This window comes from Brevibacterium ihuae, from assembly GCF_900184225.1.
GTDB lineage: Bacteria > Actinomycetota > Actinomycetes > Actinomycetales > Brevibacteriaceae > Brevibacterium > Brevibacterium ihuae.
On sequence record NZ_FXWZ01000003.1, the window covers coordinates 752,026 to 774,132 of the forward strand.

Genomic DNA, 22,107 nt, shown 5'->3' on the forward strand with positions numbered 1-22,107 from the left:
AGTCGTCCGTACCGTCGTCTGCCGCCGCTGGTCATCGGCACCGGGGCCGCTCGAAGGCTCATCCCGGACCTCGTCGGTCAGCCCCGCCCGTCCCCGGTGCTCCGGCGCAGCACCGGGGACATCGCCAGTGCGACGGCACCGAGGCCGGCGACAACGGTGACGACGAGGGCGTAGCGCAGTCCGAGAGCACCGGCGGTGAGTCCGAGCACCGGTGACGAGGCGAGCATGGCGATCCGCAGGGCCCAGCTCGCGAGCGTGATCCCCATGCCGTGGCTGAACCCGGGGATCGTCCCGGCCGCCCCGTAGGCGGTGGGGATGAAGGTCGCGGAGCCGAACCCGGAAAGGAAGAACCCGACGACCACCGCCCATGGCTGGGCGACCGCCATCGCGAGCAGCATGCCCGCGGTGACGAGCACGCCGCCGGAGAGCACGACCCCGGTGCGTCCGATCCGGGCGGTGAGTGCATCGGCGCTGAACCGGGCGATGAGCTGACCGCTGAGCGCGACGACGAAGGCGATCCCGGCGAGCTCGACGCCGACCCCGCCGACCTCGCTGAAGTACAGCGAGGACCAGTTCATCCCGAGGTCCTCGACGAATGCGCCGAGCAGTCCGAGGGCGATGACGCCGGCGAGCAGCGTCCACTTCGACGGCACGGCGTTCGCTCCGGCAGTTGACTCCTTCCCGTCCCGCGCCGCAGCCGCTGTCAGGCCCTCCCGCTCGTGCGACGCCACGCCATCGTCCACCGCGGTGACACCGGGGTCGCTGATCAGAGGCGCGGCTCCCTCCTCCGGGTCGTCCGCACGGATCCGCCGCTGAGCACCGCCGTCCCCCGCCGCACCCGACAGCCGCCACGCCCAGGCCGCCGCCGCGATGCCGAGCGCGCCGGTGGCGCTCAGGTGCGCCCACAGCGGGATGTGGAGCGCCGCGGCGAGGAGGCCGAACCCGCCCCCGGACACCGAGCCCACGCTCCAGATCGCGTGCAGGGAGTTGAAGATCAGCGAACCGCGCTCCTGCTCGACGGCGAGCCCGTGGACGTTCTGGGCGGCGTCGGCGACCGCGTCGAGGAACCCGGCGAGGGCGATGAGACCGGCGGCGATCCACGGCACCGCCGCGACCCAGCCGGGGACGCCGCCCGGCGCCCCGGAGCCCTCCCCGCCCTGCCACAGGGGTGAACCGGGTCCGAGGACGGTGACCGCTCCGACGAGCACGAAGACCGCGGCGAGGAGCATCGTGCCCACGCTCGCCACCGCCGCGGCGCCGAACCGGCGGATGAGCGGAGCCGGCAGCGCGGCCGCGCCGATCGAGCCGGCGGGGATCGCGGCGAGGATGAAGCCGAACTCCACCGTGCCGAGTCCGAGGAGTCCCTTGACCTCCGGGAGCCGGGTGAGGAGGCCGGCGAGAAGGAACCCGTTGAGGAAGAAGAAGAGGGAGACCCCGAGCCGCGCACGCGCGCGGGCAGCCGATCCGGCGGTCGCCCCTCGCGCGGAACCCGTCATCCTGCGGACCGGAGGCCGGCTGCAGTGAGACGGACGGCGAGGTCGAGGAGGGCGGAGTCCCTGCCCGGAGCCATGACGAGCTGGACCGAGGCCGGGAACTCCCCGTCGCGCACCGCGGGCACCCCGCGCCCGCCGAGGAGGTCGACCGGCACGGAGATCGCCGGCCACCCGAGCAGGTTGATGAGCTGGGTGTAGAGGCGGAACCGGTTGCGCACACCCTGGTCGGCCCTGTCCCACGGCACCGGTTCGGTGCCGATCGTCGGCAGCACGAGCGCATCGACCCCTACGAGTGCGCCGAGCGCGGCCTCGCGGAGCGCGGCGAGCTCGGTGAAGGCGGCGGCGTGCTCGGCGTCGGTGATGTGCGCGTCGTTCTCGAGATTGCGCAGCACCTGCGGTTGGAAGTCGCGGCGCCCGGTGTCGAGCGCGGAACGGTGGACGCGGTACGTCTCGTACCCGCGGATCCGCGCGAAGATGCCGGGCATCCGGTCGAAGGCGAACGGGGCGGGGTCGATCGCCGTGTGCGAGACCCCCGGGAGTCCGTCGAGGTGGGGAACGACGCGCCGGGCCATCCACTCGGCCCCGGTGCCGGCCTCCGGCGACGTGAGAAGACCGAGCACCAGCGGCGATCCGGGGCGGGAGGCCGGTCCGGCGGCCTCGCCGAGGGCGTCGGGGGCGAACCCGTCCCACAGGAGTCGCATGTCCGCAGGGGTGCGGGTGAAGAAGCCGACGGTGTCGAGCGTAGTCGACAGCGGGGCGACGCCCGCGGTCGGCACCCGGTCGAGCGTCGGCTTGAACCCGGTGACCCCCGCACAGGCCGCCGGCACCCGCACGGAGCCCGCGGTATCGGTGCCGATCGCCACCGGGACGATCCCGGCGGCCACCGCGATGGCCGAGCCGTAGCTCGATCCGCCGGTGGTGAGACCAGGCCGGAGCGGGTTGACCCCGCGCCCGTGCGCGCTCTCCTCCCCGAGGATGCCGTAGGAGTGCTCGTGGCACGTCGTCTTGGCGACCGGGATGAGCCCGAGGGACTCGAACCGCCGCACCACCTCGGCGGATTCCGCGGCCGGGGCCTCCGGGTGCACGGTCGACCCCATCGTCGTCGTGACGCCGGCGAGGTCGATGACGTCCTTGACCGCGAACGGCACCCCGTCGAGCCGGGACCGAACCCGCCCATCGGCACGGCGCGCGTCGGAGTCGTCGGCGGCCGCCCGCGCCCGATCGGCGAGGAGGCGGGCCTGCTCCTGCGGCACGTGCGGCGGCGCGACGACCGCGTTGAGCTCCCGACCCGCCTCCGCGCAGGCGTGCAGCGCGGTCCGCACCTCATCGAGGGCGGTGGTGGCACGGGAGTCGAGGGCGGCGCTCATCGCGAGAAGGTCCATGCCTCCTGTCTACCGCATGCGCCGGCCGCGCGCACCGGGGTCCCGGTGTGCGCGGCCGGTGCTGTCCGGACGGACCCTCACAGGTAGCCGATGTTCACCCCGCCCGACGACGTCCGCACGGTGATCGGGATGACGGTCGCCTCGGACGCCGCCGCCTCCCGGATGCCGACGTCCACGGCACCGGAGTTCGAGCGGGCGTTCACCCGGTAGCCGGCCGCCTCGGTGTCCTCGACGTCCATGATGTCGGGCACCTTGAGATCCACGCCGCCGGAGGTGACGTCGATGGTGATGCCGTCCACCGGCAGGATCGCCGTTCCCAGCCGGGCGTCGACCCCTCCGGTGCGGGTCTCGAGCGCGAGCGTGCGCGCCACCGACAGCTCGTCGAGCTCGATCCCGCCGAACGTCGTCTCGAGGGACGCCTCGTCCGCAGTGCCCGCCACTCGGAGTCCACCGCTCCGTGCGCTCATGCGCAGGGTCCCGGTGGTGACGTCCGCAGTGAGGAATCCCGAGGTCGTCTCCGCGGTCACCGCCCGGTACTCACCGGTGATATCGGTGCGGGCGAACGTCGCGGTGCTCGTGAGATCGAGGTCGCGCGCCTGGGTCTCCGGGATCTCGACGGTGACCCGGGCCTCGTCGTTGGTGCCGAAGCCGACGCCCTCGCGCATCCCGGTGAGCGAGAGACGGATGACGCCGCCCGAGGTGTCGACTTCGACGGCCGGGGTCCGGGCGTTCGATCCCCGGTAGTCGAGGACGACCCGCCCGATGTTCGACGGGGTGGTGACGATCGCCACCCGCGCCCGGTCCATGGCGACCTCGAGCTCGGTGATCGTCTCCGGCAGCTCGGTGGTCTCGGAGAACTCGTGGGTGTTGACGCGCTGGACGAAGTCGACGACTGCGCCGGTGAGGGGGATGGCGAGGGCGATGCAGGCGATGACCGCGATGACGACGCGGATGGCGCGGCGGGGACCGGGGCCCATTCCTGCGGGGCCGGGGGGGGGGTGTGGGGGGATGACATGGCGTGTCCTTTCGGGACGGTGGAGCAGAGAACGAGGGTGGGAAGTGACGCGGCGGGCGGATGCCGCCTGCGGCCCGGGTGCGCCGGCGCGGAGCCGGGGGTCGGCTCAGGCGCGGAGGAATCGGAGGACGGCGAGCACGCGGCGGTTCTCCGAGGTGTCGGCGGTGAGGCCGAACTTCGTGAACACCGAGCTGATGTGCTTCTCCACGGCGCCCGCGCTCAGGTAGAGGGTGCCGGCGATCGCCGCGTTCGACTTGCCCTCCGCCATGAGCTGGAGCACCTCCCGCTCGCGCGGGGAGAGGGTGGCCAGGCCGTCCTGCTTGCGGGAGCGGACGAGGATCTGGGTGACGACCTCGGGATCGAGGACCGTGCCGCCGGCGGCGACCTCGTCGATCGCGCCGAGGAAGTCGTCGACGTCGGCCACCCGGTCCTTGAGGAGGTAGCCGAAGCCGCCGGTGTTCTCCGCGATGAGCTCCGTGGCGTAGCGCTCCTCGACGTACTGGGAGAGGACGAGGACGCCGGTCTCGGGGTTCTGCGAGCGGAGGAGCACCGCGGCCCGGATGCCCTCGTCGGTGAACGTCGGCGGCATCCGCACGTCGACGACCGCGAGATCGGGGCGATCGGTGTTGACGGCGGCGAGCAGCTCGTTGGCGTCGGCGACGGCGCTCGTCACCTCGTGGCCGAACTCGGTGAGGAGCCGGACGAGCCCCTCGCGCGGGAGGACGGAGTCCTCGGCGATCACGATGCGCATGGCACCTCCGCAACGATGGTCGTCGGCCCACCGGCCGGGCTGGTCAGGGACAGGGTTCCGCGGGCGGCGGTGACGCGGTCGGCGAGACCGGCCAGCCCGGTGCGGCTGCCGAGGCGATTCACCTGCGCCCCACCTCGGCCGTCGTCGGTGACGCTGATCTGCATGGTCCGTCCATCGCCCACGATACTCACCCGGGCGCGGGTGGCCCCGGAATGCTTGGCGATGTTCGTCAGCGCCTCCGCGACGACGAAGTAGGCGACGGATTCCGCCTCCGCTCCCGGTCGGCGCGGCAGGTCGATCTGGACGTCGACGGGGATCACCGAGCGGGCGGCGAGCGCGGAGATCGCCGGATCGAGTCCGCGGTCGGTGAGGACTGCGGGGTGGATGCCGCGGGCGAGCTGGCGCAGTTCGGTGATCGCGAGCTTGCTCTCCGCGTGCGCCTCGGTGAGGAGCTGGCGTGAGTCGTCGGGGTGGGAGTCGAACTTCGCCTTCGCCATCCCGAGCTTCATCGACATCGCGACGAGCATCGGCTGCACGCCGTCGTGGAGGTCGCGCTCGATCCGCAGGCGCTCGGCGGTCGCGGCGTCGACGGCACCGACGCGCGCCCGGTCGAGCGTGTGCACCTCGGCCCGCAGCGCCGCCGCCTGGGTGGGCGGGAGCAGCCCGCGGTCGAGGGCCCGATCGAGGTACGCGGAGAACCACAGGAGCGCCGCCGCCACGAGGATGCAGACGATGCCCGCGACGGCGTTGAGCAGGCGCATGCCGCCGCCGGACAGATCGCCGAAGCTCACGAACTCCGCTGCGACGGGGTTGACGGCGCCGGCGAGGAGGAGGGCGCCGAAGCCGGCACCGGTGAGGACGAGTGCGAAGACGAAGAGGCCGTAGAGGGATTTGACCACGTGATGGGCCGTCGATCGCCAGAATCCGCTCGAGCGGAGGATGAGCCACTGCGTCTCGAGGTAGCCGGCGAAGCCGGTGCGCTCGGAGCGCGGGGTGACCGGCGCCGGGATCCCGTCGGCGTAGATCGCCTCGGCCCGCAGTCGTTCGACATGGTTGATGCCGCGCTGGATGAGGAACCACAGGAAGAGGCAGATGATGCCGGCGCCGGCGGCGAACAGCCCGCCGAGCCCGACGAAGAATATCGAGACCGGGAACCACAGCCAGGACATGCCGATGATCGCGGACACGATGACGTTGGCGACGCCGAGGAGCCCGGGAGGGGCGGGATTCCATGCGTGCTCGGCCGCGCGGCGCGCGTCGGCCGTCGGGACGCCGGCGTCCCCCGGTGGCGGAGGGCGGTGCCCGGCATCCCGGTGGGTGCTCGGCTCCTCACTCGGCGCGGGCCCGTCGAGGACGGCGGTCGGAGCATCGGCTGCGCCGCTCGCCGCGTACCCGGGGGCGGGTGCCGGCAGCTCACGGGGTAGGGATCGGCGGACGGGTGGACGGGCGGCGCGTCGGGCCGCGGGGTCGGGGATTTCTCGATCATGGTGCCACCGTACGGATCCTGCGCCCGTGCCGACCATGGAGCGGACCGCCGAACCGAGGGTGAGGTTTTCCCGACTCCCCGCCCGCGATCGCCCGCTGCGCCGCCGTGCACGAGTTCTCCACGCGACCATTGTCACTCGGATCGACTTCGATGAGGATGACAGGAGCACCGGAATCCCGGCCCCGGCACGCGAAAGGACCCCCATGCGCCTGCTCCCCCGTCCCTGGCTCCCCGCCGCCTCGACGGACCGCATCTCCGCGGTGACCGCGGAGACCTTCGCCGACTCCGCCGAACCGTCGCGGATCACCGCGGCCATCGAGGACCTCGCCCGCGAGAGCGAGCGCTACTACTCGACCCGGGCGCTCAACCTCAATCCCGCCTCGAACGTCATGAATCCGCGCGCCGAGGCGCTGCTCTCCGCGGGCATGGGTCCGCGCACCTCGCTCGGCTATCCGGGAGCGAAGATCGAGACCGGGCTGCGCGAGCTCGAGGCGATCGAGGTCATCACCGCCGAGCTCGCCGGCCGGGTGTTCGACGCCGACTTCGCCGAGGTGCGGGTGATGTCCGGGGCGATGGCGAACCTCTACTCCTTCATGGCGACCTGCGCACCGGGGGATTCGATCATCGCCTCGCCGGCGACGATCGGCGGGCACGTCACCCACCACCGCGACGGGGCCGCCGGCCTCTACGGCATCACCACGATCGAAGCGCCCGTCGACGCCGCGCGCTACTCGGTGGACGTCGATGCGCTCGCCGCGCTCGCCCGGGAGGCCCGGCCGGCGCTCATCACGCTCGGCGGCTCCCTCAACCTGTTCGAGCACCCGGTGGCGCGGGTCCGCGCGATCGCCGACGAGGTCGGAGCCCGGGTGCTGTTCGACGCCGCCCACGTGTCCGGGATGATCGCCGGCGGAGTGTGGGCGAATCCGCTCGCCGAGGGCGCCCATCTCATGACGATGAGCACGTACAAGTCGCTCGGCGGGCCGGTGCACGGCCTCGTGCTGACGAACGAGGCGGAGCTCGCCGAGCGCATCGAGGCGATCGCGTTCCCGGGGCTCACCGCGAACTTCGACGTCGGCGCGGTCGCCGCGCTCGGGGTGACGCTCGCGGACTGGGAGGCGTGCGGGGCCGACTACGCCCGGACCATGCAGGAGACCGCCGGCGTCCTCGCCGAGGAGCTCGCCGCCCGGGGCATCGCGCCGTTCCGGGGCGCGGATGGCTTCACCGATTCGCACCAGTTCGCCCTCCTCGCCGCACCGTTCGGCGGCGGGTCGGTCATGGCGACCGCCCTCGAGCGGGCGAACCTCCTCGCCTACGGGATCGGCCTCCCCGGGCCCGAGGTCGCAGGCGACGCGAACGGACTGCGGATCGGCACACCGGAGCTCGCTCGCCGCGGGCTCACCGTCGCCGACATGCCGCAGCTCGCGGACTTCATCGCGCGCGCACTCACGGCCGGCGAGTCGGGACTCGCCGGCCGTGGCCCGGGTGGGGGTGCTCATGGTTCCGGTGGTGCTGGTCGGGGTGGAGATTCCGTGGGTGCGGGTGGTGCCGATCAGGGTGGTGCGGATGGCGCCGGTGACCCGGCCTCCGCCCTTGCCGCCGAGGTGGCGGCATGGCGGGCCGGGTTCACCGGGGTGCACTTCACCGCCGGCTGAGGGGCTGCGAGGAGGTGGCGGGCGCCTCGGCTCCGGTGGTCGGGTCGGTGATCGCCGGCACCGGGGTGCCGGGCTGGGTGGCGCTGGCGGGTTGAGTGGCGCTGCCGGACTGGGCGGAGCCGCCGGGCAGGTTGGTGCGGCCGGTCCGGTCCCAGCGGGGCAGTCGCCACAGGGCGATGGCGGTGAACACGACCGTGGTGGCGACCGCCACGGCGACCCCGATCGCCTGGATCTCCGTGACGTTCATGTCGACGAGGCCGAAGGCTGCGAGGACGAAGATCAGCGTGTTGTTGACGACGTGGAGCCCGATCGCGAGCTCGAGCCCGCCGGACCGGTGGGTGAGCACACCCATCGCGACGGCGAAGACCGAGATGTCGATGAGGCCGATCCAGTTGTAGTCGTGGGCGATGACGAAGAACGGCACCGGCGCGAGGTACGCCCAGGCGGGGTGGCGCAGCCAGCCGCCGATGACCTGCGGCAGCACACCGCGGAACGCGAGTTCCTCCGCGGCGGCCTGGAAGGGCACGAACAGCAGGGCGATGAGCAGCGCGACGAGCGTGCGCTCGTCGATCACCGGGTGCGGGATCGGTTCGCCCAGGCCCAGCAGCGAGGACACGAGCATCGAGGCGCCGATGAGCACGAGCGACAGGATCATCGACCGGCCGAGCAGGCCCCACCGCATCCGGCCGGTGACGGACAGCAGCGAGCCGACCGGGCGACCGCCGCCCAACCGGACGCCGATGAGGCAGGCGGGGATGAGGACGATGAGGGTCAGCAGGGAGTAGAGCTGGACGATCGGAGCGCCCATGTCCGTCTCCCCTGCGGTGAAGGTCTCGATGATCGGGGTGCCGCCGGGCAGGAGCGCGGCGATGCCGAAACCGACGGTGACGAGGACGAGGAGGACGAGGTAGGTCGCGCCGGTGGCAAGCAGGGTGAGCAGCGGGCGCCACCACCGGTGGGAACCGTGCGCGCGGCCGAGCAGGTGGAACGGGACGGGCGCGGCGGACGCAGCGGCGGCGGTGCCGGGCGCCGGGGTTGCCGCGGTTGAGCCGGGTGCCGCGGCGGGCTCGGCGCCGGCCGCGGGTCGGGCCGCCGAGGATCGGGCGGCGGGGGTGGTCAGGGATGCGGAGGATGCGATGTATTCGTTCATGTCTTCAGTCTTCGCGCCTCGTCACGCCCGCGGTATCGGTCAGCGGGGTGAACGCGCGCGGCGAAGGGATGATGTCGGATCATCCCTTCGGACGACAGCGGCCGGGCCCGGGCGCGCCCTAGGATCGAGGGGATGACGACTCTGCCCGCTCCGAACCCCTGGACCCGCCGTGCGGTGGTCGCGACGATCATGGTCGCCGGCGTGCTCCTCGGCCTGGGCCTGCTCCTCTTCACCGTCTGGACGTACATCGACCCGGTGGCGGCGGGAGTGGAGCCGATTTCCCAGGAGCGGGCCTACGCGCTGTTCCTGGTCCAGGTCGTGACCGGGGTCGCGGGGATCGTCCTCACCCCGTTCGCCCTCCGCCACTCCGCGGCGGAGGCCGACCCGCTCGGCACCGCGAGCGGGCCGCGGTCGGCGCTGATCTGCGGCCTCCTCGTCATCGCACTCGGGATGTTCTCCCCGCTCGGAGTGCCGCTCGCGGTGGTCGTCCTCGTCTCCCACTGCTCCCGCCGCTCCATCGCCTGGCCGGTGGCGGCGGTCGTGACCTACGTCGTGGGCGCCTTCGTCGCCGAGCTCCTCGGCGTCGACGGGGATCCGGGTTTCGCCTGGGGGTACCTCGCGCTCAGCCTCGTCATCCCGGTGATCGCCCTGCTCATCGGGATGATCCGCAGGCGACGCCGCGAGAACCGGCAGCGTGTTCTCGCGCAGGCCCGGATGACCGAGGCCGAATCCGCCGCGCGGGAGGACCGCGCCCGGATCGCCGAGCGCACGCGGATCGCCCGCGACATGCACGATTCCCTGTCCCACCGCCTCAGCCTCATCGCGATGCACGCCGGCGCGCTCGAGTACCGGGCGGAGACCGACCCGGAGGACGTCCGGGAGAGCGCGGCCACGATCCGCGAATCCGCCCACGCCGCCGCGGCCGACCTGCGCGCCGTGCTCTCGGTGCTCCGCGAGGAGCAGGAGAACACCGCGCCGCGCCTCGACCTCGAGGAGCTCGCCGCCGAGGCGCGCCGGGCCGGCACCCCGGTCGACATCACCTGGGAGGCGCCGCTGTCACCGGCCGACCACTCCCGGGCGCCGACGCTCATCGCCCACACGCTGTACCGGATCGTCCAGGAGGGGCTGACGAATGCGCGGAAGCACGCGCCCGGCGCGCCGGTCCGGGTGACGGTCAGCCCGGCCCGCCGCGCGGTGGTGCTCCGGGTGAGCAACCCCGGGCCGGCCGATCCTGTCGCCGGGACGCCGCCGGAAGGCGCCCGGGCGCACGTGCCGGGGTCCGGCCTCGGGCTCGTCGGGCTCGACGAGCGGGTCAGGCTCGTGGGCGGCACCCTCGAGGTGCGGCCGGCGGGCCCGGGACACGACGAGCACATCATCACGGCGACCCTGCCGTGGGAGACGGGAGACCGACGAGCATGACCGCACCCCACGGCCAGAACCCCGCACCCGAACGGATCCGCGTCGTCATCGTCGACGACGAACCGCTCATGCGCACCGGCCTGCGCCTCATCCTCGGCGGGGCTCCCGATATCGAGGTCGCCGGCGAGGCGGGCAACGGCGAAGAGGCGCTCGCCGGGATGCCCGGGTGGGCGCCCGATGTCGTCCTCATGGACATCCGGATGCCGGTCCTCGACGGGATCGGCGCGACCCGGGCGATCGTGGAGGGTGCCTCGGACCCGGCCCGCGCACCCCGGGTGCTCGTGCTCACCGCCTTCGACACCGACGGCTTCATCCTCGAGGCGCTCCGCGCCGGGGCGGTCGGTTTCCTCCTCAAGGACACTCCGCCCGCCGAGCTCATCGGTGCCGTGCGCTCGGCGGCCGCGGGGACGAACGCGATGAGCCCGAGCGTGGTGCGGCGCCTCGTCGACCTCGCCGGCGCCTCGGCCCCGGCCGCGGAACCGCCGGCCGACCCGCTCGCCGGGCTCAGCGCGCGCGAGCGCGAGATCGCCGAGTGCGTGGCGGCGGGGATGACGAACGGGGAGATCGCCGCACAGCTCTTCGTATCGCTGCCGACGGTGAAGACCCATGTGGCGCGGGTGTTCGACAAGCTCGGGGTGACCAACCGGGTGCAGCTCGCGATCCTCGTCCTCGAAGCGCGGTGAGGAGCGCCGGCGTGTGCTCGCGGTTCCGGGAGCGCACAGTGGCACCGGGAGTGCACGATGTTTCCAGGAGTACACGGTGGCTCCAGGAGTGCACGATGGCACCGGCCGGATGTGGACTCCCCGTGAGATCCCCGGCGCACCGGGTCGGCCCCCGCACGGTGAGCGGGTGCGGTTTGTAGAGTGGTCGGCATGACGGAACAGGTGTCGACGAACGGGCCGAGCCCCCTGCGGTCGCGCACCCGGACCCTGACCCTGTGGTGGATCGCCGCCGCCGGCGGACTCACCCTGTCGGTGGTGTTCCACATGACGCAGGCCTTCACCCCCGGGACCGTGAGCATGCTCGGCGGGCCGGTGATCGGCTCCGTCTACGACCAGCCCTCGATCGTCATGTTCTCCGTCGACCTGTGCCTCGGGGTGCTCGCGCTCGCGCTCCTGCCGGCCGCTCTCACCCACGACCCGATGGAGGTCGAGGAGTCCTACGTCGGCCCGCCCTCGGCGCTCGTCGCCGGGCTCGTCGTGCTCACCGTCTGGATGGTGTCCGTCATGGCCGCGCCCGCCGGGGCGATCGTGCTCATCTCGATCTCTTCGAGGCTGTCGGCCAATTGGACGGTTCCGGCGGTGTTCGCCTCGCTGCTGTCGATCGTCGTGTACGAGCTCACGATGTCGACCGACCTCGGCATCGACTGGGTGGTCATCGCGATGGCGATGGGCGTGACGCTCGCACTCGTGGGCGTCGGCGCCCTGCGCGGCACCCTGATCCGCCGCCAGGCGCGCGCCGCCGGCGGGTGAGCACCGGCCGAAGTGTGGTGGTTCCGGCGGAGAGTGGTACCTGCAATGCCACCACTCTCCGCCGTAAATCCCACAGTTCGCGCGATGCCGGCGCTCGCGCCGCCTCGGCCGCGACTCGCCGAACGGCTCGGCCGGGATGCGGACCTCACTGTCCCACCGATTGATTCTCGCTGTAACATGAAACCCGAATGATTGATACCCGATCGGTTCAGGTCCGTTCGGGTGGCAAAGGAGATGTTCGATGACGCACAAGCCCCGTCCGCGCCCCGATACCCCGCACTACATGACCGAGGACCGCGTCGAGCTCCAGAAGCTCGCGCGCCAGTTCGCCCGCGAGGTCGTCCTGCCGATCGCCGACGAGGTCGACCCCGAGGAGGGACAGTTCCCCGCGGAGATGGTCCAGCAGATGGCCGACATGGGCTTCTTCGGCATCCTCATCCCCGAGGAGTACGGCGGCCTGGGACTCGGCGTCTTCGAGTACTGCCTCGTCGCCGAGGAGCTGTCCCGCGCCTGGATGAGCGTCGGCGGACTGCTCGCTCGCGGCAACGGCATGGGCGGCGGCTTCTCCGAGGAGCAGGAGCAGCGCCTCCTGCCCAAGGTCGCCACCGGCGAGTACCTGGGCGCATTCGCCCTGTCCGAGGCCGAGGCCGGCTCCGACGTCGCGAACATCAAGTGCAAGGCGACCAAGGACGAGGCCACCGGCGAGTGGGTCATCAACGGCACCAAGATGTGGTGCACCTACGCCGACCAGGCCGACTACATCATCCTCTTCGCCCGCACGAGCGTCGACGAGGACCCGAGCAAGCGCCACCGCGGCATCTCCGCCTTCCTCATCGAGAAGGAGCGCGGGACGTTCCCCGAAGGCATCTCGGGCACCCCGGCGCGCAAGATCGGGTACTTCGGCTGGAAGACCTGGGACCTCAACTTCGACAACTTCCGCCTGCCCGCCGATGCGCTGCTCGGCGAGGAGGGCAAGGGCTTCTACCAGGCAGTGTCCGGGCTCGAGGTGGGCCGCGCCCACACCGCCGCCCGCTCGATCGGGCTGGCCCAGGCCGCGCTCGAGGACTCCATCGACTACATGCACCAGCGCACCCAGTTCAACCACAAGCTCGCCGACTTCCAGCACCTGCGCTTCAAGGTCGCGGACATGGCCGCGCAGATCGAGGCGTCCCGCCAGCTCATGTACCACGTGTGCACCCAGATCGACACTGGCCGCCGGTGCTCGAAGGAGGCCGCGATGGTCAAGTACCTCGCCGCGGAGATGTCGGAGAAGGTGACGAGCGAGGCCGTGCAGATCCACGGCGGCGCCGGCTACACCAAGGACTTCGCCGTCGAACGGCACTGGCGCGACGCCCGCCTGACGAAGATCTTCGAGGGCTCCTCCGAAATCCAGATGCGCATCATCTCCGACGAGCTCCTGGGCCGCTGAGGCGCCGGGCCGCCGCGGCTCGACCCCACGCTCGAACCAGCGATCTCCGGCGGTTCCGCTCTCGGGAACCGCCGGAGATCGCTGTCTCAGAAGGTCACTTGACCGAGCCGCCCACTCCTGGCGCTCGGAACCGGGTCACCGCTCCGATCGGGACCAGAATTCTGTGAGATCACGGCCGAGCGCCTCGGCCTCCTGCATCGGCAGCGAGTGCGTGGCACCGGCCCACAGGGTCACCTCGGCGTCCGGCAGCAGCTCGTCGGCGCGACCGGCCGCCTTCTCCCCGCCCGCCAGGGAGTCGGTATCGCCGAACGCGGCGTACACGGGCATGGTGAGCGCACGGAGCTCGTCGTCATCGAGCACTGCCGGCATCGGGAGCGCGGAGTGATAGTGCTCGCTGCCCGCACTGATCATGCGCGCCACCGGGTCCTCGGGATCGTAGGGGACTCCCCCGATCTCACCGAGCGCACGGTTGCGCAGACCCTCGGGGATGAGTGGCAGTGATCCGACCATCGCCCAGGCGAACTTCCCCACGGGCGGGTTCGCCACGGTCATGAACGGCTCGAGCAGGGTCAGCGATGCGACATCGCCGGGATGGGACAGGGCATAGGCTGCGGCACCTGCGCCGCCGAATGAATGCCCGACCACGTGCGCACCGTCGGGAGCGAGCTGGGCCAGTGCCTCGGAGATCCACTCCGCCTGGTCCTCGAACGAAGCGATCGGCACCCCCTGCACCGACATCCCCGCGTCCCCGATCGCGTCGAAGGCGATCACCCGGCGGTGGGCAGCGAATCCCGCGAGGTTCTCCGCCCACATCGGGACTCCCGATGACATTCCCGGGATGAGCACGACCGGGACGGTGCCCTCGGCCTCCGGGCTCGACCATTCGTAGGCGCGGACGGTCCCGAACGCCGTCGGAAGGTCGTGGACCGCGGTGGGCTCGGGCAGGAATCGCATCGCCGCGTCGTACGACTCGGTGTAGTCGGCCCGGCCTTCGGCGGTCCGGAAGTGCCCGACGCCCGGGGCTCCGAAGAAGAACTCCCCGGTTGCGACGATACCGATGATCGCGAGGAGCACCGTCACGGCTCGGGCGATCCGGGATCCGCAGCCGCCGCGCCGCCGACCCTCGGTCGGCCGGGCGTCCTCCTCGGTGGACATGGTCGCCTCGGTCATGGGCACCTCCCCTTTTACAGTACGTTCATACTGTAAACGGAGAGGAGTTGTTCCGTACAGTCGTCACATGCCCAAGATCGTCGATCACGCCGAGCGCCGCAGCGAGATCGTCGTCGCACTGTGGTCCACCATCTACGCCGAGGGGATCAGCGGCGTCTCATTCGCCGCGGTCGCCCGTCACGGCGGGATCTCGATCGGCCGGATCCAGCACTATTTCGCCACCAAGCGCGACCTCGTCCTCGCCGGCGTGCGCGCGATCGTCGCGGCGGCGGAAGAGGATTTCCGGTCGACTCCGGAGGGATCCGAACACATCGGGGACGAGCCCGCACGTTCGTCCCGCGCAACCCCGATCGATGAAGGCGACGCGACCGATCACGCCGTCGACACGCTCCGCTCGCTCCTCACCGGGCAGATCCCCGAAACGCAGGAGGCCCGGATCGGATCAGCCGTCTGGTCCGCCTACCTCGCGGCCTCGATGGCGGATCGCGAGATCGCTGCAGTCGTCCACGATGCGCTCGGCGGCACGCGGGAGCTCATCGCACAGCTCGTCGCGCAGATCCGACCGGACCTGGCACACGCAGAGGTCGGGACCCTCGCACTCCGACTCTCCGCCCTGCGCGACGGACTCGCGCACCAGGTGCTCCACGGCACCGCAGCGCCGGAATCCGCCCGGACGGTGATCGAATCGGAGATCGCCGCACTCACCAGCCGGGGGTGAGGGCGAAGCTCGCGCGGATGAGGCGCTGCACCTCGGCGGCGTCGAGCGCATCCTCCGCGTCGCCGAGCAGCACGCTCGCCCAGCTGCCCTTGTGCATGTGATAGGCGGGAAGGACGCCGCCGCCGTCGAGCAGCGCATCGAGCTCGTCGGGGTCGACCTTGATGTTCATGACCTCGTGGACCGCGTCCCCGGCCAGTCCGAGCTTCTCCGCGGGCACGTCCATGACGAGCGCGAACCACTTGCCCGTGTCCGCGTGCCGCAGCACCGCGTAGTCCGGGTGGTGCATCCACGAGAAATCCGGTTCGATCGAGAACTCGTCGGCGACGAACGCGAGCACTGCGTCCCTGTCCATGTCTTCCCTCTCGTCGTGGAGCCCGCGGCCGAGGCGCCCCGCACCCCGCCGCCACCACGATCCCACCCCGCAGCACACCTCGCCAATCCCGTGGTCTTGCATCCTCAATGCGACCGCTTCCCACCGATGCAACTGCTTCTCCTCTGTTTCGAAGCCACTGGGCCGGAATTCGTTCGTCCATCGGAGAAACAGCTGCATCGTGCGTCCGAACGGCCGCCGTGCACCAGCATGCGGACCTGCCTCGACACCGCCCACCGGGAGTGATGGAATATGAGCACCCGTCTATGCACCGATGATCGAGGAGGATCAGCATGCAGGTTTTCGCCGTCCACGGCCCTGGTGAGCCCGTCAAGGAGATCGAGGTCCCGACCCCAGAGCTCGCCGGGAAGGAAGTGCTCGTCCGCATCACCCACTCCGGCGTCTGCCACTCCGACGTGCACTGCCAGGAGGGCCACTTCGACCTCGGCTCCGCCGGCAAGCTCCCGCTCGCGGCCTCGGGCGTCGAATGGCCGGCCGTCTTCGGCCACGAGATCGTCGGCACCGTTGTCGCCGCCGGACCGGAGGCCTCCGTGCAGCCCGGTGACACCCAGTACATCGTGTTCCCGTGGATCGGCTGCGGCAACTGCCAGGCGTGCCGCGAGGACCGCGAGAACTACTGTCCGCGCGGCCGGAACCTCAGCGTGGGCCTGCGCGGCGGCTTCGCGCGCGAGGTGTGGGTGCCCGACGAGCGGTACCTCATCGAGCTCGGCGATCTCGACCCCGCGTGGGGCGCGACGCTCGCCTGCTCGGGCGTGACGAGCTACTCCGCGGTGAACAAGGTGCTCCCCCGCGGCGAGGAGGACGTCGTCGCCGTGATCGGTGCCGGCGGCGTGGGCCTCATGGCCGTCGCAATGCTCAAGGCGCTCGGCCACAGGAAGATCGCCGTCGTCGACGTCAGCGACGAGAACCTCGAGATCGCGAAGAAGCTCGGCGCGACGATCACCTTCAACTCGAAGGTCGACAACCCGGGTGCCGCGCTCCTCGAGGCGACCGGGGGCAAGATCGCGGCGGCGATCGACTTCGTCAACAACGGCGCGACCGCCTCGATGGCGCTCGGTGCGCTCCAGAAGGGCGGCCAGCTCGTGAGCGTCGGCCTGTTCGGCGGCGAACACACCTACCCGACGACGCTGCTCGCGCTCCAGGTCTTCACCATCCAGGGGAACTTCGTCGGCAGCCTGCCCGAGCTCAAGGCGGTCGTCGAGCTCGCCAAGACCCATGACCTGCCCAAGCTCCCGATCGTCGAGCTGCCGCTGAGCGCGGACAACATCAACTCCTCGCTCGAGGACCTCGCGGCCGGCAAGTCGCGCGGGCGCACCGTGCTCGTCGCCGACTGAGCGGAGGCGTTCGCCACGGGCTGAGCGGTCCGTGCTCGTCGTCGGCTGAGCCCACCGTGCCGCTCCTGCGGACGCGCCGAGGCCCGGGATCCCGTCAGGGAACCCGGGCCTCGGCTGTGCTGGTCGGTCTGATCAGACCTCGGCCACGCTGGTCACGCTCCGGCCGGGCCGGTCAGGCCCCGGCCGGACTGCTCCAGCTGTGTCTGCCGGGCCGGTCGGGCCTCGGCTGCGCCTGCCGGGGGGTCGGACATCGGGCCGGGCCGGTCGGGCAGAGCAGGTGCCCTACCCGACTCCGGCCACGTGCGCGCACCCTGCGCGGGACCGTACCCACACCCGGCGCGCGACCATCCGGCCGCGCCCGCGCGGGTCAGTCCGCGAGCTTGCCGGCGACCTCGACGACGCGCTTCGCCATGTGCTCGAGCGCGTCGATGGTCGGCTGCTCGAGTGCGTTCTGGTTGTCCCCGCCGGTGATGTGGGAGACGCCGTAGGGGTTGCCGTCGACGAACTTGAGCTGGTCGGTGTAGCCCGGCGTCACGATGTAGCCGCCGAAGTGCATGATCATCTGGTAGATGTGCTGCAGGGTGGTCTCCTGCCCGCCGTGCGCGGTCTGCGAGGAGGTGTAGGCGGCGTAGACCTTGTTCGCGAGCTTGCCCTGGGCCCACAGTCCGCCGAGCGTGTCGATGAACGACTGGAACGAGCCGGTGACGTTCGCGTAGCGGGTGGGCGATCCGAAGATCACGGCGTCGGCCCACACGATGTCGTCGCCGGTGGCCGCCGGCAGATCCTTCGTCGCCTCGTAGTTGGCGCTCCATGCGGGATTGTCCGCGAACACCGACGGGTCGACGGTCTCCGCGATGTGGCGGACGCGCACCTCGGCGCCGACGGCCTGAGCGGCGCGCTCGATCTCGGCGGCCATCTTCGTGCCGTGGCCGGTGGCGGAGTAGTAGATCACAGCGAGCTTGGTCATGGAGTCGACCCCTTCTGTTGAAACTTGGATTACCTGTCTCTCCCACCCTAGGCGGTCCCCACCGGTCGGGGCCACCGTTCTGACCGGATACTCAGCCGACGCGGATACCGTGATCAGACCCGGCACCGCCTGCCGGACGCGGATCCGCGCGCACCTGCGCACAGCCCCGCGCACCCGCCCGGGCGGCGCCGGCCGCACGACCACCGACCGCACCCCGCCCCCGATCGAGGAAGCCCCATGCGCACCGGACGCCTGAGCCCCGCGGCCCGCACCTCGGCGATCGCCGCCCTGTCCCGCACCTCGGCCGCGACCCCGCTCGACCTCCTCGTCGTCGGCGGCGGCGTCACCGGGGCCGGCGCCGCTCTCGACGCCGCGACCCGCGGCCTGCGAGTGGGCATCGTCGACGCCCGCGACTGGGCCTCCGGCACCTCCTCGAAGTCCTCGAAGCTCGTCCACGGCGGCCTGCGCTACCTCGAGATGCTCGATTTCGGGCTCGTCGCCGAGGCGCTCCGCGAGCGCGATCTCCTCCTCACCACGCTCGCCCCGCACCTCGTGCGCCCGGTCACCTTCGTCTACCCGCTCGAGTCGCCGGTCGTCGAGCGGGCGTACATCGGATCCGGGATGGCGCTCTACGACGCGATGGCGATCCGTCCGGGAGCCCGGCGGGCGATGCCCCCGCACCGGCATCTGGGCCCAGGCCGCCTGCGCGCCCGGTTCCCCGGTCTGCGCACCGAGCACGGCGGGATCGAGTACGGCGATGCGCAGGTCGACGATGCGCGCCTCACCCACACCCTGATCCGCACCGCCGCGGCGCATGGCGCCATAGCGGTCAACCACGCCCCGGTCACCGGCTACCTCCGCGCTCCCGACGGCGGGATCTCCGGCGCCCACCTCCGCGACGAGCGCACCGGCGAGGAGCTCGCCGTGCATGCCCGCCACACGCTGCTTGCCACGGGCGTGTGGACCGAGCGCCAGCAGCGGACCGCCGGCAGCGACTCCGGACTCCGCGTGCTCGCCTCCAAGGGCATCCACATCACCGTGCCGTGCGACCGGATCGAGGCCGATCCCGGGCTCGGCGTCATCACCCGCACGGAGACCTCGGTCCTCTTCATCATCCCGTGGGACGACCTCTGGCTCATCGGGACGACCGACACCCCATGGCGCGAGAACGTCACCGACCCGGTCGTCACCGCCGATGACATCGATCACGTCCTGGCCAATGCGAACGCGGTGCTCACCCGGCCGCTCACCCGGGCCGACGTGCTCGGCGCCTTCGCAGGCCTCCGGCCCCTCGTCCAGCCGCCGAAAGACTCCGACGACAGCACCCGGGTCTCCCGCGAGCACGCGGTGCAGGAGATCGCCCCCGGACTCACCGCCATCGTCGGCGGCAAGCTCACGACCTACCGGGTGATGGCCGAGGACGCGGTGGACGCCGTCCTCCGCGACCACCGTCCCCGTCCGCGCAGCCGCACGGAGTCGGTGCCCCTGCTCGGCGCCGACATCACCGATCTCCCTGCACCGCGGCGCGATCGGCTGCGGACGGAGCACGGCTGGGACGACGCGCACATCGACCGGCTGCTCCACCGCTACGGGTCGCTGCTCGGCGAGGTGCTCGACCTCGTCGCGGAGCGTCCCGAGCTCGCGGCCCCGCTGGCCGGGGCGCCGCACTGTCTCCGCGCGGAGGCCGTCTACGCGGTGCGCGCCGAGGGCGCCGTCCGCCTCGACGACGTGCTCCATCGCCGCCTGCGCCTCGATCTCGAGGTCGCCGACCGGGGTCTTGAGACGGCCGAGGCGGTCGCCAGGCTCATCGCCCCCGAGCTCGGGTGGACGCCGGAGGAGACGACCGCCGAGGTCGAACGGTTCCGAGCCCTGATCGCGGCCGAGCGCGCCGCCGAGCAGTCGCCCACCGATGCCGAGGCCGTCGCGGAGTTCGCCCGGCACCTCGGGCGATGACCGCCCGGGCACGTCAGGGAACGCCGGCAGGCGACCGATCCGGCGCGGCTCCCGAGGCGGGCGACCGATCCGGGGCGGTTCCCGAAACGCATACCGCGCGGGACCCGGTGGACTGGCTGCTGCCCATCGATCCCGCGGCCCATGCCGAGCACCAGCCCGCCGACTGGCGCACGCGGGCCGATGCGACCGCGGTGTGGGAGGCGATCGGCGCCTCCCAGCGGATCCACCGGTGGTGCCTGCGCAGCGGGTTCCGCACGATGCGCACCGGCGACCGGATTTGGGCCTACCTGTCGCTACGCCAGGAGCTGTGCGCGGTCGGCTCCGTGAATGCGGTCATCGAGGAGGCCGGAGACCGGTTCGTGCTCGTCGACTGGGACGGCGAGCGCACCGCGGACCTGTGCCGCAACCCGCTCCCCCGCAGCGCGTTCGGTCAGGTGCCGATGTCGACGTGCCGGGCACGGGAGTCGACGGCGGCGGTGTTGGCGGCGCGGTTCGCGGACGAAGGCCGGGCGCCCGCGCGTCGGTGATCAGCCGAGGAGGGCGCGGAGGATTCCGACCACCCGTGTCCACCGACTGCGACGACCGCTAATGTGGGCGCTGAACCCCGACGGGCCGTCGAGGTCGGCGTCCGGCGTCGCCCACGGATCCGCCGCACAGCCCTGCCGCCGCGCTGCATCCGAAGGAGACCACTGTGTCCGCATCCGCGACCCGCGCCGGGAACGCCGCTGCTCCCACGCCGGAGGAGCGCCAGAGCGTCCGGCTCACCCTGACCCGGCCCGGGTGGCTCAAGACCGAGGTGCTCGGCGGACTCGTCGTCGCACTCGCGCTCATCCCCGAGGCGATCGCATTCTCCATCATCGCCGGGGTGGACCCGCGCCTCGGCCTGTTCGCCTCCTTCACCATGGCGGTCACCACCGCGATCCTCGGGGGTCGTCCGGCGATGATCTCGGCGGCCACCGGTGCGGTCGCCCTCGTCATCGCCCCGCTCGTCGCGTCCCACGGCATCGACCACTTCATCGCCGCGGTCATCCTCGCCGGCATCCTCCAGGTCGTGCTCGCCCTCGTCGGTGCCGCTCGCCTCATGCGGTTCATCCCGCGGCAGGTCATGGTCGGCTTCGTCAACGCGCTCGCCATCCTCATCTTCGTCTCGCAGGTCCCCGAGCTGCTCGGGGTGCCGTGGCTCGTGTACCCGCTGTGCCTGCTGGCACTCGCCATCGTGTTCGGTCTGCCGCGGCTCACCTCGGCCGTCCCGGCGCCGCTCGTGGCGATCGTCGTCCTCACCCTCCTCGTCGTGCTCACCGGGTGGGACGTGCCCGACGTCGGTGACAAGGGTGAGCTGCCCGAGGCGCTGCCCTCGCTCTTCATCCCCGACGTGCCGCTCGATCTCGAGACCCTGCGGATCATCGCCCCCTACGCGCTCGCGATGGCTGTCGTGGGTCTCCTCGAATCGCTCATGACCGCGAAGCTCGTCGACGACATCACCGACACGCGCTCGGACAAGACCCGCGAGTCCTGGGCGCAGGGTGCGGCCAACATCGTCACCGGATTCTTCGGAGGGATGGGCGGCTGCGCGATGATCGGGCAGACGATGATCAACATCCGGGCGTCCGGCGCCCGCACCCGGATCTCGACGTTCTGCGCCGGAGTGTTCCTCCTCGTCCTCGTCGTGGTCCTCGGCGACGTCGTCGCCCTCATCCCGATGGCCGCCCTCGTGGCGATCATGATCTTCGTGTCCTGGGCAACCTTCGACTGGCACTCGATCCGGCCGAGCACGCTGGCCCGGATGCCGAAGTCGGAGACGACCGTCATGCTCGTCACTGTCATCGCGACCGTGTGGACCCACAATCTCGCGATCGGCGTGGTGCTCGGCGTCCTCGTGGCCATGGTCGCCTTCGCGAACCGGGTGGCCCATTTCGTCCGGGTCGACCGCGAGGTGTCCGAGGAGGACGGACGGGAGATCGCCCGGTATACCGTCGAAGGTGAGCTGTTCTTCGCGTCGTCCAACGACCTCTACACGATGTTCGCCTACGCCGAGGATCCCGCGCACGTCGTCATCGACATGCATCGCTCCCACCTGTGGGACGCCTCGACGATCGCCGCGCTCGATTCCGTCACCGACAAGTACGAGAGCTACGGCACGCACGTCGAGATCGTCGGGCTCAACGAGGCGAGCCGGCGGATGCGCGTGCGCCTGGGCGGGATGGCGCGCGGCGGGGAGTAGACGCCCGGCCGGCAGGGTGCCGGCGGCAGCCTGCGGATCGAAGCGGCGGGCGCTGCGAGTCGGCGGACGTCGCCTCGGTGGCCTGGACAGCGCGTCGGCGGCAG

At 71.7% G+C, this 22,107-nt stretch carries 19 protein-coding genes; 10 read left to right on the forward strand and 9 right to left on the reverse strand.

The window, feature by feature from the left end; translation table 11 throughout:
* Window positions 1-77: 77 nt before the first annotated feature.
* The 5 genes from C1A17_RS08795 to C1A17_RS14075 form a co-directional block, all read right to left on the reverse strand.
* Complete coding sequence (locus tag C1A17_RS08795) at window positions 78-1,496, reverse strand: MFS transporter (protein WP_101652647.1); 1,419 nt, start codon at window positions 1,494-1,496, stop codon at window positions 78-80.
* Window positions 1,493-2,875: an amidase gene (locus tag C1A17_RS08800; RefSeq protein ID WP_101652648.1), complete on the reverse strand. Its 1,383-nt coding sequence runs from the start codon at window positions 2,873-2,875 to the stop codon at window positions 1,493-1,495. Before C1A17_RS08800 ends, C1A17_RS08795 begins: the two co-directional genes overlap by 4 nt.
* Before the next feature lie 77 nt (window positions 2,876-2,952).
* On the reverse strand, window positions 2,953-3,852 hold the full coding sequence (locus C1A17_RS08805; protein ID WP_101652649.1) for a DUF4097 family beta strand repeat-containing protein: 900 nt from the start codon (window positions 3,850-3,852) through the stop codon (window positions 2,953-2,955).
* A 144-nt stretch (window positions 3,853-3,996) separates the two neighbouring features.
* Complete coding sequence (locus tag C1A17_RS08810) at window positions 3,997-4,641, reverse strand: response regulator transcription factor (RefSeq protein ID WP_101652650.1); 645 nt, start codon at window positions 4,639-4,641, stop codon at window positions 3,997-3,999.
* Complete coding sequence (locus tag C1A17_RS14075) at window positions 4,629-5,828, reverse strand: sensor histidine kinase (RefSeq protein ID WP_180953261.1); 1,200 nt, start codon at window positions 5,826-5,828, stop codon at window positions 4,629-4,631. The genes C1A17_RS08810 and C1A17_RS14075 overlap by 13 nt, the downstream gene beginning before the upstream one ends.
* A 502-nt stretch (window positions 5,829-6,330) precedes the next feature.
* On the opposite strand from C1A17_RS14075, the gene C1A17_RS08825 reads away from it, so the two are divergent.
* The gene (locus tag C1A17_RS08825; protein WP_101652652.1) at window positions 6,331-7,779 is read left to right on the forward strand and encodes a serine hydroxymethyltransferase; all 1,449 of its coding nucleotides are present in this window, start codon (window positions 6,331-6,333) and stop codon (window positions 7,777-7,779) included.
* Here C1A17_RS08825 and C1A17_RS08830 read toward each other — a convergent pair.
* A complete protein-coding gene (locus C1A17_RS08830) occupies window positions 7,766-8,929 on the reverse strand; it encodes a CPBP family intramembrane glutamic endopeptidase (RefSeq protein WP_101652653.1) in 1,164 nt (387 codons plus the stop codon). The genes C1A17_RS08825 and C1A17_RS08830 overlap by 14 nt on opposite strands.
* Before the next feature lie 132 nt (window positions 8,930-9,061).
* Here C1A17_RS08830 and C1A17_RS08835 point away from each other — a divergent pair, with 132 nt between their 5' ends.
* The 4 genes from C1A17_RS08835 (at window position 9,062) to C1A17_RS08850 (ending at window position 13,249) form a co-directional block, all read left to right on the forward strand.
* Window positions 9,062-10,348, forward strand: a complete 1,287-nt coding sequence (locus C1A17_RS08835) for a sensor histidine kinase (protein ID WP_101652654.1) — start codon at window positions 9,062-9,064, stop codon at window positions 10,346-10,348.
* Window positions 10,345-11,031: a response regulator gene (locus C1A17_RS08840; RefSeq protein ID WP_101652655.1), complete on the forward strand. Its 687-nt coding sequence runs from the start codon at window positions 10,345-10,347 to the stop codon at window positions 11,029-11,031. The genes C1A17_RS08835 and C1A17_RS08840 overlap by 4 nt, the downstream gene beginning before the upstream one ends.
* 189 nt (window positions 11,032-11,220) lie before the next feature.
* Window positions 11,221-11,820 (forward strand): hypothetical protein, encoded by a 600-nt coding sequence (locus tag C1A17_RS08845; RefSeq protein WP_245873612.1) that lies wholly within the window; start codon window positions 11,221-11,223, stop codon window positions 11,818-11,820.
* A gap of 241 nt (window positions 11,821-12,061) precedes the next feature.
* A complete protein-coding gene (locus C1A17_RS08850) occupies window positions 12,062-13,249 on the forward strand; it encodes an acyl-CoA dehydrogenase family protein (protein ID WP_101652656.1) in 1,188 nt (395 codons plus the stop codon).
* Between the two features lie 135 nt (window positions 13,250-13,384).
* On the opposite strand, the gene C1A17_RS08855 is transcribed toward C1A17_RS08850, so the two are convergent.
* Window positions 13,385-14,419, reverse strand: a complete 1,035-nt coding sequence (locus tag C1A17_RS08855; protein ID WP_219618264.1) for an alpha/beta fold hydrolase — start codon at window positions 14,417-14,419, stop codon at window positions 13,385-13,387.
* A 67-nt stretch (window positions 14,420-14,486) separates the two neighbouring features.
* Here C1A17_RS08855 and C1A17_RS08860 point away from each other — a divergent pair, with 67 nt between their 5' ends.
* Window positions 14,487-15,137, forward strand: coding sequence for a TetR/AcrR family transcriptional regulator (locus C1A17_RS08860; protein ID WP_180953262.1), 651 nt, complete (start codon window positions 14,487-14,489; stop codon window positions 15,135-15,137).
* Here the strand turns inward: C1A17_RS08860 and C1A17_RS08865 are convergent.
* A complete protein-coding gene (locus C1A17_RS08865) occupies window positions 15,121-15,489 on the reverse strand; it encodes an MmcQ/YjbR family DNA-binding protein (RefSeq protein WP_180953263.1) in 369 nt (122 codons plus the stop codon). The genes C1A17_RS08860 and C1A17_RS08865 overlap by 17 nt on opposite strands.
* A gap of 311 nt (window positions 15,490-15,800) precedes the next feature.
* On the opposite strand from C1A17_RS08865, the gene C1A17_RS08870 reads away from it, so the two are divergent.
* Complete coding sequence (locus tag C1A17_RS08870) at window positions 15,801-16,862, forward strand: alcohol dehydrogenase (protein WP_101652660.1); 1,062 nt, start codon at window positions 15,801-15,803, stop codon at window positions 16,860-16,862.
* Window positions 16,863-17,229: 367 nt separating this feature from the next.
* Here C1A17_RS08870 and wrbA read toward each other — a convergent pair whose 3' ends face one another.
* On the reverse strand, window positions 17,230-17,829 hold the full coding sequence (gene wrbA, locus C1A17_RS08875; RefSeq protein ID WP_101652661.1) for an NAD(P)H:quinone oxidoreductase: 600 nt from the start codon (window positions 17,827-17,829) through the stop codon (window positions 17,230-17,232).
* Window positions 17,830-18,066: 237 nt separating this feature from the next.
* On the opposite strand from wrbA, the gene C1A17_RS08880 reads away from it, so the two are divergent.
* The 3 genes from C1A17_RS08880 to C1A17_RS08890 all read left to right on the forward strand — a co-directional run bounded on the left by C1A17_RS08880 (window position 18,067) and on the right by C1A17_RS08890 (window position 22,003).
* Window positions 18,067-19,782 (forward strand): glycerol-3-phosphate dehydrogenase/oxidase, encoded by a 1,716-nt coding sequence (locus tag C1A17_RS08880; protein ID WP_101652662.1) that lies wholly within the window; start codon window positions 18,067-18,069, stop codon window positions 19,780-19,782.
* Between the two features lie 107 nt (window positions 19,783-19,889).
* Entirely contained in the window at window positions 19,890-20,309 is a 420-nt protein-coding gene (locus C1A17_RS08885) for a hypothetical protein (protein WP_101652663.1), read from the forward strand.
* A 164-nt stretch (window positions 20,310-20,473) separates the two neighbouring features.
* Window positions 20,474-22,003, forward strand: a complete 1,530-nt coding sequence (locus tag C1A17_RS08890) for a SulP family inorganic anion transporter (protein ID WP_245873614.1) — start codon at window positions 20,474-20,476, stop codon at window positions 22,001-22,003.
* Window positions 22,004-22,107: the final 104 nt, after the last annotated feature.

Excerpts from the sequence above, each read along its gene's own strand:
- C1A17_RS08870 (WP_101652660.1), top strand. The coding sequence starts at position 15,801 with ATGCAGGTTTTCGCCGTCCACGGCCCTGGTGAGCCCGTCAAGGAGATC.
- C1A17_RS08825 (WP_101652652.1), top strand. The coding sequence starts at position 6,331 with ATGCGCCTGCTCCCCCGTCCCTGGCTCCCCGCCGCCTCGACGGACCGC.
- C1A17_RS08810 (WP_101652650.1), bottom strand. The coding sequence starts at position 4,641 with ATGCGCATCGTGATCGCCGAGGACTCCGTCCTCCCGCGCGAGGGGCTC.
- C1A17_RS08795 (WP_101652647.1), bottom strand. The coding sequence starts at position 1,496 with ATGACGGGTTCCGCGCGAGGGGCGACCGCCGGATCGGCTGCCCGCGCG.
- C1A17_RS08850 (WP_101652656.1), top strand. The coding sequence starts at position 12,062 with ATGACGCACAAGCCCCGTCCGCGCCCCGATACCCCGCACTACATGACC.
- C1A17_RS08880 (WP_101652662.1), top strand. The coding sequence starts at position 18,067 with ATGCGCACCGGACGCCTGAGCCCCGCGGCCCGCACCTCGGCGATCGCC.
- C1A17_RS08835 (WP_101652654.1), top strand. The coding sequence starts at position 9,062 with ATGACGACTCTGCCCGCTCCGAACCCCTGGACCCGCCGTGCGGTGGTC.
- C1A17_RS08800 (WP_101652648.1), bottom strand. The coding sequence starts at position 2,875 with ATGGACCTTCTCGCGATGAGCGCCGCCCTCGACTCCCGTGCCACCACC.
- C1A17_RS08845 (WP_245873612.1), top strand. The coding sequence starts at position 11,221 with ATGACGGAACAGGTGTCGACGAACGGGCCGAGCCCCCTGCGGTCGCGC.
- C1A17_RS08830 (WP_101652653.1), bottom strand. The coding sequence starts at position 8,929 with ATGAACGAATACATCGCATCCTCCGCATCCCTGACCACCCCCGCCGCC.
- C1A17_RS08805 (WP_101652649.1), bottom strand. The coding sequence starts at position 3,852 with ATGGGCCCCGGTCCCCGCCGCGCCATCCGCGTCGTCATCGCGGTCATC.
- C1A17_RS08865 (WP_180953263.1), bottom strand. The coding sequence starts at position 15,489 with ATGGACAGGGACGCAGTGCTCGCGTTCGTCGCCGACGAGTTCTCGATC.
- C1A17_RS08860 (WP_180953262.1), top strand. The coding sequence starts at position 14,487 with ATGCCCAAGATCGTCGATCACGCCGAGCGCCGCAGCGAGATCGTCGTC.
- C1A17_RS08840 (WP_101652655.1), top strand. The coding sequence starts at position 10,345 with ATGACCGCACCCCACGGCCAGAACCCCGCACCCGAACGGATCCGCGTC.
- C1A17_RS08855 (WP_219618264.1), bottom strand. The coding sequence starts at position 14,419 with ATGACCGAGGCGACCATGTCCACCGAGGAGGACGCCCGGCCGACCGAG.
- wrbA (WP_101652661.1), bottom strand. The coding sequence starts at position 17,829 with ATGACCAAGCTCGCTGTGATCTACTACTCCGCCACCGGCCACGGCACG.